We start from the raw sequence: 12,997 nt of genomic DNA, 5'->3' as shown, positions 1-12,997 counted from the left end.
CCTCTCCCGGAACGGCGGCACCTCCCCTCCCGGAGGTACCGCCGTTCACTGCGTCCCGCTGCGGAACGGCCGCTGCCCGGTAACGAATTGACCCACATGGTTTCAGCCACATAAGTTCTGCGTAAAGCTTGCCCCACAGGGACAGGCTCCCACTCGCATACGCAGTCCTTGGGGGGACAAAGTGAACTGGTACCTCGACGTTCTCAAGAAGTACGCAGTCTTCAGCGGTCGCGCGCGCCGCAAGGAGTACTGGATGTACATCCTGTTCAACGCCATCGCGGCCGTCGTTCTCATGGCCGTCGATTTCGCCCTCAGCACGTACCCGCTGCTGACCGCCGTCTACACCCTGGCCGTCCTCGTCCCGTCCCTCGCCGTGACCGTGCGTCGACTGCACGACACGGGCCGGTCGGGCTGGTGGTACTTCATCGCCTTCGTCCCGCTCGTCGGCGGCATCATCCTGCTGGTCTTCACCTGCTCCGACAGCGAGGGCCACGACAACGCCTACGGCGCGAACCCGAAGGCCGCCCTGGCCTACTGAGGCACCTGCGGGTGAAAGGCCCCCGGAAGGAACTCCTTCCTGGGGCCTTTCGCATGCCGGTTCGTCCCGGGCCCGTACAGAGCCGGTACGGCGTGTTCGCCCGTACCGGCTTGTGCAGGATGGCGCACGACCGGGGTCCCGGGCCGCGCCTAGCCTCGCCGCAACGGCATCGACGAGGGGCGGCACCACCGGTGAACTGGCACATCCACGACTACCGCGAGAGCGATCTCGCCGCCGTCGTCCATCTGATCGACACCACCGCGGAGCTCGGGCAGGAGTCGGTGTTCTCCCTGGCCGAGTGCATCGGGGCCCTCACCACACGCCAGCCGGCCGTGGTCGCCGTCCACCAGGGCGTGCCGATCGGGGCGGCGCTCGCCTGTGTGTCCGGCGAGCGGGCATGGGTCATGCGGATCGCGATCTCCTCGGCGTGGCGCGGCCGTGGAGTCGCCAGTGCCCTCCTCGTGGAGCTGGAGCGGCGGCTCGTCGCCGCCCGCGTCGGGCGGATCGCGTACGTCCTGCCCGAGGAGGAGCTTCTCGGCGAGGGCCTCCTGAACGCCGGGTACACGCGTCAGCCGGCCGTCGCGTACTTCGAGAAGGTGGAGCCGCTGCACGGGCCGGCCGCCGGGCTCCTCGACGACCTGGGCGGCCGGCTGCTCCCCGGCGACCTGTGGGCCAAGGTGGCCGGGATGGAGCGGGAGAAGGACCTGATCGAACGCCGGGTGGTGCTGCCGCTCGCGGAGCCGGAGCGGGCCGGCCGGCACGGGGTGCGGCCGCCGCGCGCGGTCTGTCTGTTCGGCCCGCCGGGCACCGGCAAGACCACGTTCGCGCGCGGTATCGCCTCGCGTCTCGGCTGGCCGTTCGTGGAGATCCTGCCGTCCCGTCTGGCGGACGAGGGGAACCTCGCGGCGGCCCTGCGGTCCGCGTTCGCGCGGATCGCCGAGCTGGAGCGGGTCCTCGTCTTCATCGACGAGGTGGAGGAGATCGCGCCGGTGCGTTCGGAGCCCGCGCAGCCCGGGGGCATGCACGGGGTGACGAACGAACTCCTCAAGCTGATACCGGGCTTCCGCGAGCGGGACGAGCGGCTGCTCGTCTGCGCGACGAACTCGATCCGCTCGCTCGACCCGGCCTTCCTGCGCCCCGGACGCTTCGACTACCTCATCCCCATCGGTACGCCCGACAAGGCGGCGCGGGCCGCGATCTGGGCCCGGTACACGGACGGCCGCGCGGACGTCGACATCGACGAACTGGTCCTCGCGAGCGAGCTGTTCACGCCCGCCGACATCGAGCACGCCGCCCGGATCGCCGCCCAGTCCTCCTTCGAGCGTGACCTGCTCGCAGCAGGCGGGCGGAGCGGCGACGGGGCGGCGTTCGGGGCGAGCACCGCGGACTATCTGGAGGCCATCGGGGAGTGCCGTCCGACGGTCACTCCGGAGATGGTCGAGCAGTTCGCGTCGGACATCACCACGCACGCCCGGACCTGAGGGCGAACTCCTCCCCGGCCGCGTCCAGTTCGGCGCGGTCGGGCGGGTGGGCGCCGGCCCGGGAGACGGTCACGGCCGCCGCCGCGCCCGACCTCCGCAGCAGCCCCGCGAGGTACTCGGCGTCGAGCCCTCCGAGCTCCTCCCGCCCCCGCCCGGCGAGGGTGTCGAGGACGGCGGACATGAAGGAGTCGCCCGCGCCGACGGTGTCGACGACGGCGACGGGTGGCGCGTCCGCGGTGACCGTCTCCCGCCGGGTGACGGCGAGCGAGCCGGCCGCGCCCCGGGTGACCAGGACGACGGCCGGGCCGAGGGTGAGCCAGCGGGCGGCGACCGTGTGCGGGTCCTCCCCCGGGTACAGCCAGGCGAGGTCCTCGTCGCTGGCCTTGACGAGGTCGCTGAGGGCGACGCAGCGCTCGACGCGGGCGACCGCCGCGCCGTGTTCCCCCATCAGTCCGGGCCGTACGTTGGGGTCGTAGCTGACGGTGGCCCGGTCCCTGAGCCGCTCTGTCTCGGCGAGGACGGTGGCCGCGCCGGGTGCCGTGACGGCGGCGATCGACCCGATGTGCACATGGGCGGGCGCGAGCCCGGCCGGTGCGCCGCCGGTGAGCGTCCAGGCGATGTCTAAGGTGTACGTGGCCGCGCCGTGGGCATCGAGTCCGACGACCGCCGACGGGGTGCGCGCGGGGACGCCGCCGACCTCCAGCCGTACCCCGGCCGTCCTGAGGTGCTCGGCGATGAGGCGGCCGGTGGAGTCGTCGGCGAGCTGGGTGAGCAGGGTGACGTCCCGGCCGAGGCGGCCGAGGCCGTAGGCGACGTTGGCGGGGCTGCCGCCCGGGTGGACGCGGTCGGCGGCGCCGGAACCGGCCGGGGCGCGGACGATGTCGGCGACGCACTCGCCGATCACCAGGAAGGACATGGGTCAGAGCTCCTCGGCATGGGTTGCCCCGGTGGACGATCCGCAGATGCTACGCGGCCCGGCGTCGTACAGCGGCCCCGCGCCCTCCCGGGGCGGAGACCCGGACGCGCGCGTGGACGACCGCTCTCCGGCCGGTGTCAATATCCTGTTCATGTCAGGGCACCCCCGGAATCGCCGGCGGTGCCGGTCGGCAGGGGTGAGGGGCGTTCCGGTGGAGACGGTCGAGGGGCTCGCGGTCATGGCGTTCGCCGACGGGCAGGAGTTGGAGGGCTGGCTGGAGCGGCACCACGGGGACACCCCGGGCATCTGGCTGCTGCTCGCCCGCAAGGGCTCGGACCTCGCCTCGCCGGACGCGGACGAGATCCTCGACGGCACGCTGATCTACGGCTGGATCACCGGCAAGCGCAAGGCGCTCGACGAGCGGTCCTACCTCCAGAAGATCACCCCGCGCCGGCCGCGCAGCCTCTGGTCCCAGGTCAACGTGCGGCAGGTCGAGGCGCTGACCGCCGCCGGCCGGATGCGGGAGCCGGGCCTCGCCGAGGTGCGGGCGGCGCAGGCCGACGGGCGGTGGGAGGCCGCGTACCCCTCTCAGAAGGACGCGACCGTGCCGGACGACCTCGCGGCGGCCCTGGCGGCGCAGCCGCGGGCCGCCGAGGCCTTCGAGGCGCTGGGAAAGACCGACCGCTACCTGGTCATCCTCAGCCTGCTCCAGGCGCGCACCGCGAAGACCAGGACGGCCCGGCTCGAACGGGCGGTGGCGGCGCTCGCGGCGGGCGAGCCGCCCCGCTGACGGCGCACGCCGTTCGGGCGCGGCGGCGACACGTCAGGCGCGGCGCCGGTACAGCACCTGGTGGGCGTCCCACTCCACGAAGGACTCGGCGTACTCCAGACCGACGGCTTCCAGGAGCCGGCGTGAGCGCTGGTTTCCCTCCTGGGTGACCGCGACGACGCTCGGCGTGCCCTCCAGGGTCCACGCGACGACGGCGCCGACCGCCTCCCGCGCGTAGCCCCTGCCCCAGTGCTCGGGCAGGAACTGGTACGACACTTCCGTCTCCCCGCCTCGCGCGCCCGGCTCCACCGTGACCAGGCCCAGGACGACACCGTCCTCGGCCCGGACCACGGCGTGGAACCCGGGCGCCGCGACGATCCGGCCGCGGCGGATCCGGATGACGGAGTCGATGACGGGGCCGCCGAGGTGACGCCGCACGTCGGGGTCGGTCCACAGTCGGGTCACGGCGTCCAGATCGGTGTCCCGGACGGGCCGCAGGAGCAGACGCCGGGTATTGAGCGGCGGGCCGGGGCTCGGCGGCTCGGCACGGACGCCCGGCTCGGTGCTCGGCGGCTCGGTGCTCGGCGGCTCGGCGGGGACGGCCGGCACGAGAGCGGGTACGGAGTCCGAAGGGATAGCCACGCCTCCGATCATCTCAGGGCGAACCTCGGCCGGACACGTCCTGGTGCCTCGGATCCGGTCAGCGGCCGTACATGCTGCGGCACAGTTCGGCGGCGCCCATGGGGGCCTGGATGTCCTGGGCCTGACGGCAGAGCCGGCGCATGTCCGGCGTCTGCCCGGCCGTCGGTTGCTGCCGACGGGGGACCTGCTTCTTCGGGGCCTGGGCCTTCGGTGTCGTCCTCGTCGCGGGCGGCCGCACCTGCTTGCGGGGCTTCTTCCTCACCGGAGTGGTGGCGGGGTGCTCCTGCGGCTGCGTACGGCGGTCGGGCCGGGCAGGCTTCGGCCGTGCGGTGGCAGGTGCGACGGGCGCCGGGGCCGCGGTCTTCGCGGGGGCCGGGGCGCGTCGGGGGTCGGTGGTGGCGAGGTCTTCGCGGGGTGCGGCCTGGGTGGGCTCCGGCCATGTCGGGAGAGGGGCCGGTGGCCGGTCCGCGGCGGGTACGAGCTCGGCGGGGCGGTCGCGTGACGGCGGGGCCGCGGAGTGCGGGACGGCCACGCAGCCACCGGTGAGGAGCGCGGCGAGGAGGAGGACAGTCGTACGACGGGGGTGCATGGCGCCCACGCTGCCGGACCGGGTCAGTGCCGGCGGGTGACACGCGCCGAGGCCACCATGACGAGTGACCGGAACCGCATGGTGCTGACCTGGCCTCGGGGACGCCGTAGATCCGTCCCGAGCCCGGAACCACCCGTCGGCGCCGTACCTCCTCGCCCCATGTGCCGGTGCCGCGGGGGGCCGTCAGGCCGGGGTGCGCAGCCCCGCCAGGAGCCGGTCGAGTGCCTGCTCCGCGGCCTGTGGGTCCCCGCCCCGCGCGATCCAGAGCGCGGCCTCGTTCATAGCCCCCGAGAGCAGCCGGGCCAGGGGTTCCACCGGCTGATCGGCGATCATTCCGGCCGCGGCGAGCGCCGTCAGGGCCTCCGTGAGGTGCCGGGCGGAGGATTCCTCGTCCAGGGCCCGCCATTCGTCCCAGCCCAGAACGGTCGGCGCGTCGACCAGCAGGATCTGCCGCACCGCCGTGTCGGTCCCCGCCGCCAGAAAGGCACGGGAGCCGGCCCGGAGCTGCTCCCAGAGGTCCTCGTGCCGCTCGGCCGCGGTCGCGACCCGCTCGCCCAGTTCCTGCTGGACCCCGGCGACGACCGCCCGGAAGAGCCCCGCTTTGCTGTCGAAGTGGTGGTAGGCGGCCCCCTTGGTGACCCCGACGGCCTGCGCCACCTCGGCCAGCACCACGTGGTGGTACCCGTCGGCGGCGAACCGGCGCCGCCCCTCGGCCAGCAACGCCCTTCGCGTGGCCGCCCGTTGCTCCGCCCGGTTGATCGCCATCGCCCGCACACCGCCCTTCCCATTTCACGTACCCAAGGTATGTTAACTCCACGACTCACATACCTTGGGTACGCGAAAACGAGAGTGAAGGACCTTCCATGACGAACGAACGCACGACCGGGCTCGGCAGCTTCTACCCGGTGCTCGCCACCGGGGACGTGGCGGCCTCCCGCGACTTCTACACCCGCCACTTCGGGTTCGAGGTGACCTTCGAGGCGGACTGGTACGTCAGCCTGCGCCGCCCCGACGCCCCCCAGTACGAGCTGGCCCTCCTCGACCACGCCCACCCGACCGTCCCCGAAGGCCACCGGGCCGCGCTCCGGGGCGGCTTGCTGCTGAACTTCGAGGTGGACGACGTGGACGCCGAACACCAGCGGCTCGTGGCGAAGGCCGGCCTGCCCGAGGTCCTGCCGCTCCGCACGGAGGACTTCGGCCAGCGCCACTTCATCGTCTCCGCCCCCGACGGCGTGCTGATCGACGTCATCACCGTCATCCCGCCCAGCGAGGAGTACGCCGCCCAGTACGCGGGTGCCTGAAGTCCTAGACCCATCGGCCGACGGGGGTTCGGCACCGGGGCCGAGGTGGGGGCGGGCTCCGGACGGCCACGATGAGCGGCATGCGAATCGGGATTCTCGGAACAGGAAACGTAGGACGGGCGCTCGCCTCGGCGTGGGCGGGGGCCGGTCACGAGGTGGTCGTCGGGTCACGGCGGCCGGACGACCAGGAGCTGCGGGCCGAGCTCGCGGAACTCACCACGGCGGGAGTACGGATCGACAGCTCGGCGGGCGCCGCCGCACACGCCGAGGTGCTGGTGAACGCCACCCCGGGCACGGACTCCGTGGCCCTCCTGACGACGATCGGGGCCCCCGCGCTCGCCGGGAAGGTCATCCTCGACGTCGGTGTCGGCTTCCTCGCGGACGGGACACTGTCCCACCCCGTCGTCAGCCTCGGCGAGGAGATCCAGCAGACGTTCCCGGAGACCCGGGTCGTGAAGACGCTCTGCACGATCGACCGGAAGGTGATGGTCGCGCCGGACTCCCTGGAGGGTCCCGGCACCGTGTTCCTCTCGGGTGAGGACACGGCGGCGAAGAAGACCGTACGCGAACTGCTCACCGATCTCGGCTGGTCCGACGACGCGGTGCTCGACCTGGGCGGCATCGCCACGGCGCGGGGCCAGGAGCACTTCGCCCTGCTCTTCATCGGCATCGCACAGGCGGCCGGCACCTACGAGTTCGGCATCCGGGTGGTCCTCCCCGCGGGGGGCGGCAGCGGCCTCGGCCACTAGGACGACCGGGCCGTGGGGGGACGGGCGGGCGGGCGCGGGTGCGCTCGCCCGCCCGGCCCGGCCGTTCGTCGCGACCGGGCGGCCCTGGGGTGTGCCCTACTCGCTCCAGGCGCCCCTCAGGGCGGCCTCGATCGACGGCCAGTCCGGGGCCGTCGGCGCGTACGTCTGCCTGGCCGTGGCGATGTCCTTGTAGCCGCTGGACGTGACCACGCACACCACGGGGCCTTCGCTCTCGTGCGGCCCGTGCGCGCGCAGGGCGGCGAGACCGGCGGCGGAGGAGGTCTCGCACCAGATGCCCTGCGCCGCCAACTCCGCTTGAGCGGCCTGCATTTGAGCGTCCGTCACCGTGCGGGCCGCTCCGCCGGTCTCGCTGACGGCGAGTACGCCTCGGTAGCCGCTGATCTCGCAGTCGATGGCGTACGCGGCGGTCGGGCCCACCGGCACCCGGGCGACGGGCCGGCCGGTGCGGAGCGCCTCGGTGAGGGCGCCGGCCGCGGCGGGCTCGGCGGCGTACAACCGGGGTACGGAGTCGGTGACCCCGAGCCGTACGAGCTCCTGGAAGCCCTTGGCCACTCCGAAGAGCAACTCTCCGTAGCCGGTGGGGAGATGGACCGCCGCAGGGGCGCGGCCCAGGTCGAGGGCGACCTCGTACGCGAGGGTCTTGTAGCCCTCGGGCCCGAAGGGGTGACCGGTGTGGGCGGTGTCCGTCACGCTGCTGACGCTCTGGAAGCCGAGTTCGTCGACGATCCGCCGCATCAGCGGGCGTACCGACGCGTACGGGACGGTCAGCACCGTCGCCCCGTAGGCGCGGAGGTGGGAGGCGACGGCGGGCGGGGCGTCCGGGGAGGTGAAGACGGCGCAGGGCAGCCCGGCGCGGGCGGCGTACGCGGCGGCGGAGGCGCCGTGGTTGCCGGACGAGGAGACGACGATGCCGCGCGCGCCCGAGGCGACGGCGGCGCTGACGGCGACCCGGTTGAGTCGGTCCTTGTGGCTCCAGGTCGGGTTCCGGGACTCGTCCTTGACCCGGACGCCGTCGGGGAGTCGGACCAGCGGGGTGTTGCCTTCGCCGAGGCCCGGGGCGGCGAGCGGCGGGAGCAGCGGGGCCCACCGTTCGAGACCGTGGGCGGCTGGCCGGGTGAACAGGTCGGCGGGGACGTCGTCGTAGGCGTAGTCGATGTCCAGCGGGTACGCGATCTCGTCGGTGGAGGTCACCGGACAGCCCTGGGTGAGCGGCGGCCAGAGCGGGTGGTGTACGGACGGGTCGGCGAGCGAACGCTGGGCGAGGGCGAGCGAGGTCACGCGGGGCCTTTCGGGCTCGTGGGGCGGTGGGCTCGTAGGGCGGTCCGTACGTGGGGCGGTGGGTACGTGCCGCGGCCGACGAGGTCTCCGTACGTCTCCGGCGGCCCGCGGCCCCTACTCCGTACGCCTCCGGTCCGCCACGGCCCGGACTCAGTCGGCCATGCGGCGGGTCAGCGCGGCCAGGGCACCTGGCTGACGGCCCGGGACGCGTCGCCGGAGGGCGACCAGCGTGGGGCCGAGGGCGCGGGCCCGTGCCGGGTCGCCGATCTGCTCCCACTGGTGGTGGGCCCGGTCCACGGCCCCTTCGACGTCCGGGTCGTCCGTCGGCTGCCGCAGTCCGAGCCGGGCCTCGGCGGCGGCGAGCCACAGTTCGCAGCTGCGGGCGGGATCCCCGGCGAGACGGGCGAGGTCGGCCCGTACCTCCGTCCAGTGGACGGCCTCCACGGACCGGGGCCCGTGACCGCGGAGGGCCTCGCGCTCCCAGGCCGCGGCCACCGCCGCCGCCTCCCCGTGCCGTCCGGCCATGGCGGCGGCGAGGATCGCGGGGTGCGGGTCCTGCTCCTGCGGGGAGACCGGCGCGGGGGCGGGGGCCAGGAGACGCGACTCGGGTACGGCCGAGGCGGCGTGGGCGGCGGACTCCGCGTGGAGCGTGGCGTACGGGAGCCGCGCGCCGGAACGCCAGAGTTCCGCCCAGGACCGCAGATAGTCGGGGGTCATGGGATCTCCCCGGCGGGGGGCGGGGGTCACCCGCCCGTAGAGGAGTGGTCCGGGCCCCAGGGACAGCAGGTCGGGGGCGGCGGTGAGGCGGGCCCACAGTTCGGGGTCCGCCGCGAGGTCCGCGACGACGGTCGTGGTGCCGGGGGGCCGTACCGCGAGTTCGCCGGCGAGCCAGTGCCAGGGCAGCGCCGTGTAGCGGAGGGTCGCCGGGGTGGTGCGGGCGAGCGCCAGGTGCGGCCGCTGCTGGCGGCGGTCGAGGTGGAGCTGCCCCGCGAGGCAGACGAGCAGCGGGCCGGGGCTCGCCGCGGCGGCGCGCAGGCGGGTGAGCACGGTCTGCGGGTCGAGCGGGTCGGCGAGTTCGACGACCGTGGCGGTGGCGGTGCCGGTGAGGACCCCGGGCGGCACGGCGGCGAGGGCCGGGAGCACGGAGGCGGCGTCCATGGCGCGCCCCCGCCCGGCGGGCGCCGCCGCGATCAGGAAGGCGGTTCCCACCGTGCCCGTGCCCGTTCCCGTGCCCGCCCCGCCCATGGCCGCCGTACGCGTGCCCACCGTGCCGATTCCGTCGTCGTTCACCACCCCCGCACCGTAACGCGTCGTGCACTGGCCGGTAATCGCCGGGCCTTTGACATATGCCAGAAGCACCACCGGATCGAGTGTTGCCAAATCCCTTACGGGCTCTCCCGCGCTGTGCCACAGTCGCATCCGGGCCTCTCCCCTCGCACTTGGCCTGGCCGTGCCGCGTCTGTATCGGAGTACGACATGCCGTCCCCCCTGTTCGCGGACCGCCCCGCCCAGCAGCCGGAGCCGGGCGCGGTGGACGCACTGATCTCGCAGACCCGCCGCCTGCGCGGCGAGCTCGTGGCCGTGCGCCAGGACGCCGTGGTGGACGACGACGATCCCCAGCAGCGCTGGCAGCGCGCCCTCTGTGACCTCGCGGTCAGCCAACTGGACGATTTGGGCGCCCACTTGGGTCAGCTCCGGGCGGGCGTCCCCGAGCAGACCGCCCCCGCGACGAGCCCTGGGACGAGCGCCGACGCGACCACCGAGGCCGTATTCGACACGCGCCTCGCGACCGACCCCGGCACCGCGTACGGCGAGATCCCCCCGGCGCGTACGGGCTCGCTGCTCTCCCGCGTCGGCAGCGCCGAGTGGAACCTGCTCACCGACGAGGTCAGCTGGTCCGAAGAGTTGTTCCAGATCTTCGGACGTACGCGCGAGAGCGGCGCGATGTCGCTGGACGAGATGCCCACGATGGTCTTCGCCGAGGACCAGCCCGTCCTCCAGAGTCTGGTGACGGACTGTCTGATCGACGGGAAGCCGATCGACGGCGAGTTCCGGATCGTGCGGACCGACGGACGGGTGCGCACGGTGCACATGACGGGCGAGCCCGTCCTCGACGCCGACGGATGCACCGCCTCGATGTGGGCGGTCCTCCGTGACGTCAGCGAGCTGCGGCGCAGCCAGCGGGCGGTCAGGGAGAGCCGGGACAGCCTGGAGCGCAGCCGCCACATCGAGCGGACCGAGCGCCGGGTCGCCGTCGAGCTCCAGGAGGCGGTGCTCCCGCCGTGGCGCGGCTCGCTCCGCTTCGCCCACGACGGCCCCGCCCCGCTCGACGTGGCGGCCCACTACCTGCCGGCCGCCAGTACCGGCCTCATCGGTGGCGACTGGTACGACGCCCTCGCCCTGCCCGACGGGGACGCGCTGCTGACCGTCGGTGACCTGACGGGCCACGGGGTCGCCGCGACCTCGTCGATGGCCATGCTCCTGGGCGCGCTGCGCGGGATGGCGGTCGCGGGCATCCGCCCCGCCGCCCTGATGGGACACCTCAACCAGCTCCTGGAGACCTCCGTCCAGCCCGCGCTCGGCAGTGCGATGTGCTGCCGCTACGACCCGGTCGCCCAGACACTGACCTGGGCGCAGGCCGGTCACCCCGCCCCGCTGCTGTTCCGCGACGGGACGGGGCACCTCCTCCGCCGTCCCGAGGGTGTGCTCCTCGGGGCGACGACCGGGGCCGTGTACGGCGAGACCGAAACCCGGCTGCTCCCCGGCGACCTGCTCGTGCTGCACACCGACGGGCTGACCCGTGGCGGCGGCACGGGCGACGACACGGGCGCGCGACGGCTGCTCGCCCTCGGCCACCGGCTCGCCGGGGCGCGGGACGCCCAGGACGGTGTGCGTGCGGTGGTCGAGGAGTTCGGTGAGGAGCGGCGCGAGGACGACGCCTGCGTGATGGTGGTGCGGGTCGGCCGCTGAGGCACCCGGGGTGACATGCGCCTTCCGGCGTTCCCGTACCGAACGCCGACCGTCGAACGTCGACCGGTGACCGTGACCCCCGCTCAGGCCTGGCCGGTCCTCGGCCGGTTGACCGGCGACTGCGGCAGGGCCTCCGCGATCTCCTCGCGCAGGTGCTCGATCCTCGTGTAGCCGGCGTACTGCCCGGTGAGCCGGTACATCTCCCGCAACCGGTCCCAGGTGCGGTGCGACGAGGTCTCTCCCATCGACATCAGCGCGAGCCGGGCGTACCGGTCGGCCTGCTCGGGATCGTCGGCGATGAAGCAGGCCGAGGCGAGCGAGATGTGGTCGAAGAGCTTCGAGCGGTCGTGGCCGCCGCGCCGGAGTTCGATCGCCAGCTTGGCGTGGCGCTGCGCGGGGATCGCGGCGGCCGGCTCGTGATCGGCGAGTGTGCGGTAGGCGAGGGCCTGCATGCCGTGCATGTCGGCCTCGTCGAAGTTCTGCATCCAGCTCGGCGTCTTCTCGTCGCGCCGGTCGGACACGAACAGCTCCTCGGCCTCGCCGAGGGTGCGGCGCATGGCCTGGCCTCGGCCCATCGATGCCTGCGCCCAGGCCTCGATCGTGTGGAACATGGCCTGGGTCCTCGGCAGCAACCGCTCCCCCGAACCGTCCTTGGCCAGCTTCAGCAGATCGAGGGCGTCGTCGGGCCTGCCCAGGTGCACCATCTGGCGCGCGGCGCGGGACAGCGCCTCGCCGGCCCGGGGCCGGTCGCCGCCCTCGCGGGCCGCGTGGGCGGCGATCACGAAGTACTTCTGCGCCGTGGGTTCGAGGCCCACGTCGTGCGACATCCAGCCGGCGAGGACGGCGAGGTTGGCGGCGACGCCCCACAGGCGTCGCTGGAGGTGGTCGGCGTGGCGGTAGGCGAGCATGCCGCCCACCTCGTTGAGCTGGCCCACCACGGCCTTGCGCTGGAGACCGCCACCCCGGGAGGCGTCCCAGGCACGGAACACCTCCACCGAGTGCTCCAGGGCCTCGATCTCCTGCGACCCGATGGGGGCGGCCTCGTAACGGTCGAACCCGGCGGGATCGGCGTGCAGGGGATCGGTGGCCCGCTGGGGGGCGGACCGGCGTGAGGGGTCGGTCTGCAGCCAGTCGTGCATGGCGTTGGTGAGTACGGAGCCCGCGGCAAGCGCGGCACCCGCGCCCACCAGGCCGCGTCGGTTGAGCATGAGGTCCATTCCCGTGAATTCGGTGAGGACCGCCGCCGTACGATCGGGTGCCCATGGCAGCCCGTCAGGGTTCTCCGTCTTCCTGACGTCCTGCCGTCTTCCGGCGCGCCCGTGTCGTACGAACCCGAGGTCCTCGATGGTCACGACACGGCCGAGTCGCTCGGTGAACAGTGCTGCCAGCACCCGGGGGACGGGATCGCGCGGGATCTCACCGCGGTCGATCCAGCGCCGGACCCGCGAGGTGTCGGTCGCCAGCTGGGGGTGGCCCATGGCCGCCGCCTGCCGGTTGACGAGTCTCGCGAGTTCGCCCTTGGACCAGCCGGCCAGGCCGAACAGGTCTGCCAGGCGGGTGTTGGTTTGTCCGGTCACGTCTAAGCCCCCAGGTTCTCGGCTGAGTTGACAGTAACCCCCTGTCATAGGGCTGGCGACTATTCGCCAGGGTTCGCCAGGGTGCGCCCGATGTTCCGCCACCCGCGCCCGGGTGTCAGGTAGGAATGCGCCACCCCGCCCCGCCGACCGGCCCTCATTCCCCAGG

13 protein-coding genes are annotated in these 12,997 nt (G+C 73.7%); 6 read left to right on the top strand and 7 right to left on the bottom strand.

The features are described 5' to 3' along the window. Positions 1-181 precede the first annotated feature (181 nt). Together ACIRB7_RS12170 and ACIRB7_RS12165 are read left to right on the top strand one after the other, a co-directional pair. Positions 182-538 carry a DUF805 domain-containing protein gene (locus ACIRB7_RS12170; protein ID WP_403596077.1) on the top strand — a complete coding sequence of 119 codons (357 nt, stop codon included), beginning with the start codon at positions 182-184 and terminating at the stop codon, positions 536-538. A gap of 191 nt (positions 539-729) precedes the next feature. Then, complete coding sequence (locus tag ACIRB7_RS12165; protein ID WP_403596074.1) at positions 730-2,019, top strand: ATP-binding protein; 1,290 nt, start codon at positions 730-732, stop codon at positions 2,017-2,019. Here the strand turns inward: ACIRB7_RS12165 and ACIRB7_RS12160 are convergent. Next, complete coding sequence (locus tag ACIRB7_RS12160) at positions 1,997-2,935, bottom strand: carbohydrate kinase (RefSeq protein WP_403596071.1); 939 nt, start codon at positions 2,933-2,935, stop codon at positions 1,997-1,999. The genes ACIRB7_RS12165 and ACIRB7_RS12160 overlap by 23 nt on opposite strands. Before the next feature lie 238 nt (positions 2,936-3,173). Between ACIRB7_RS12160 and ACIRB7_RS12155 the strand changes: the two genes are divergently transcribed. Beyond that, positions 3,174-3,725: a YdeI family protein gene (locus tag ACIRB7_RS12155; protein WP_403596234.1), complete on the top strand. Its 552-nt coding sequence runs from the start codon at positions 3,174-3,176 to the stop codon at positions 3,723-3,725. Between the two features lie 33 nt (positions 3,726-3,758). Here the strand turns inward: ACIRB7_RS12155 and ACIRB7_RS12150 are convergent, their stop codons facing one another. The 3 genes from ACIRB7_RS12150 to ACIRB7_RS12140 form a co-directional block, all read right to left on the bottom strand. Next, positions 3,759-4,346, bottom strand: a complete 588-nt coding sequence (locus tag ACIRB7_RS12150; RefSeq protein ID WP_403596069.1) for a GNAT family N-acetyltransferase — start codon at positions 4,344-4,346, stop codon at positions 3,759-3,761. A gap of 58 nt (positions 4,347-4,404) precedes the next feature. Then, positions 4,405-4,935, bottom strand: a complete 531-nt coding sequence (locus tag ACIRB7_RS12145) for a hypothetical protein (RefSeq protein ID WP_403596066.1) — start codon at positions 4,933-4,935, stop codon at positions 4,405-4,407. 183 nt (positions 4,936-5,118) lie between these two features. Next, positions 5,119-5,700 carry a TetR/AcrR family transcriptional regulator gene (locus ACIRB7_RS12140; RefSeq protein ID WP_403596064.1) on the bottom strand — a complete coding sequence of 194 codons (582 nt, stop codon included), beginning with the start codon at positions 5,698-5,700 and terminating at the stop codon, positions 5,119-5,121. A gap of 98 nt (positions 5,701-5,798) precedes the next feature. On the opposite strand from ACIRB7_RS12140, the gene ACIRB7_RS12135 reads away from it, so the two are divergent. Together ACIRB7_RS12135 and ACIRB7_RS12130 are read left to right on the top strand one after the other, a co-directional pair. Beyond that, entirely contained in the window at positions 5,799-6,236 is a 438-nt protein-coding gene (locus ACIRB7_RS12135; RefSeq protein ID WP_403596061.1) for a VOC family protein, read from the top strand. Between the two features lie 80 nt (positions 6,237-6,316). Next, a complete protein-coding gene (locus tag ACIRB7_RS12130; RefSeq protein WP_403596058.1) occupies positions 6,317-6,985 on the top strand; it encodes an NADPH-dependent F420 reductase in 669 nt (222 codons plus the stop codon). A 96-nt stretch (positions 6,986-7,081) separates the two neighbouring features. On the opposite strand, the gene ACIRB7_RS12125 is transcribed toward ACIRB7_RS12130, so the two are convergent. After that, entirely contained in the window at positions 7,082-8,284 is a 1,203-nt protein-coding gene (locus ACIRB7_RS12125) for a pyridoxal-phosphate dependent enzyme (protein ID WP_403596055.1), read from the bottom strand. A 150-nt stretch (positions 8,285-8,434) separates the two neighbouring features. After that, the gene (locus tag ACIRB7_RS12120; protein WP_403596231.1) at positions 8,435-9,529 is read right to left on the bottom strand and encodes a hypothetical protein; all 1,095 of its coding nucleotides are present in this window, start codon (positions 9,527-9,529) and stop codon (positions 8,435-8,437) included. A 231-nt stretch (positions 9,530-9,760) separates the two neighbouring features. On the opposite strand from ACIRB7_RS12120, the gene ACIRB7_RS12115 reads away from it, so the two are divergent. Continuing rightward, positions 9,761-11,254, top strand: a complete 1,494-nt coding sequence (locus tag ACIRB7_RS12115; RefSeq protein WP_403596053.1) for a PP2C family protein-serine/threonine phosphatase — start codon at positions 9,761-9,763, stop codon at positions 11,252-11,254. Positions 11,255-11,337: 83 nt separating this feature from the next. Here ACIRB7_RS12115 and ACIRB7_RS12110 read toward each other — a convergent pair whose 3' ends face one another. Then, positions 11,338-12,831: a hypothetical protein gene (locus ACIRB7_RS12110; protein WP_403596051.1), complete on the bottom strand. Its 1,494-nt coding sequence runs from the start codon at positions 12,829-12,831 to the stop codon at positions 11,338-11,340. Positions 12,832-12,997: the final 166 nt, after the last annotated feature.

The organism is Streptomyces sp. NPDC093795 (genome assembly GCF_044764665.1).
Taxonomy (GTDB): domain Bacteria; phylum Actinomycetota; class Actinomycetes; order Streptomycetales; family Streptomycetaceae; genus Streptomyces.
The sequence above is the reverse complement of the archived record's forward strand: the minus strand, read 5'-3'. Positions and strand labels throughout refer to the sequence as shown.

Bases quoted from the DNA above. Each gene is read 5' to 3' on its own strand.
- ACIRB7_RS12160 (WP_403596071.1), bottom strand. From the start codon at position 2,935: ATGTCCTTCCTGGTGATCGGCGAGTGCGTCGCCGACATCGTCCGCGCC.
- ACIRB7_RS12155 (WP_403596234.1), top strand. From the start codon at position 3,174: ATGGCGTTCGCCGACGGGCAGGAGTTGGAGGGCTGGCTGGAGCGGCAC.
- ACIRB7_RS12145 (WP_403596066.1), bottom strand. From the start codon at position 4,935: ATGCACCCCCGTCGTACGACTGTCCTCCTCCTCGCCGCGCTCCTCACC.
- ACIRB7_RS12140 (WP_403596064.1), bottom strand. From the start codon at position 5,700: ATGGCGATCAACCGGGCGGAGCAACGGGCGGCCACGCGAAGGGCGTTG.
- ACIRB7_RS12135 (WP_403596061.1), top strand. From the start codon at position 5,799: ATGACGAACGAACGCACGACCGGGCTCGGCAGCTTCTACCCGGTGCTC.
- ACIRB7_RS12130 (WP_403596058.1), top strand. From the start codon at position 6,317: ATGCGAATCGGGATTCTCGGAACAGGAAACGTAGGACGGGCGCTCGCC.
- ACIRB7_RS12120 (WP_403596231.1), bottom strand. From the start codon at position 9,529: ATGGGCGGGGCGGGCACGGGAACGGGCACGGGCACGGTGGGAACCGCC.
- ACIRB7_RS12115 (WP_403596053.1), top strand. From the start codon at position 9,761: ATGCCGTCCCCCCTGTTCGCGGACCGCCCCGCCCAGCAGCCGGAGCCG.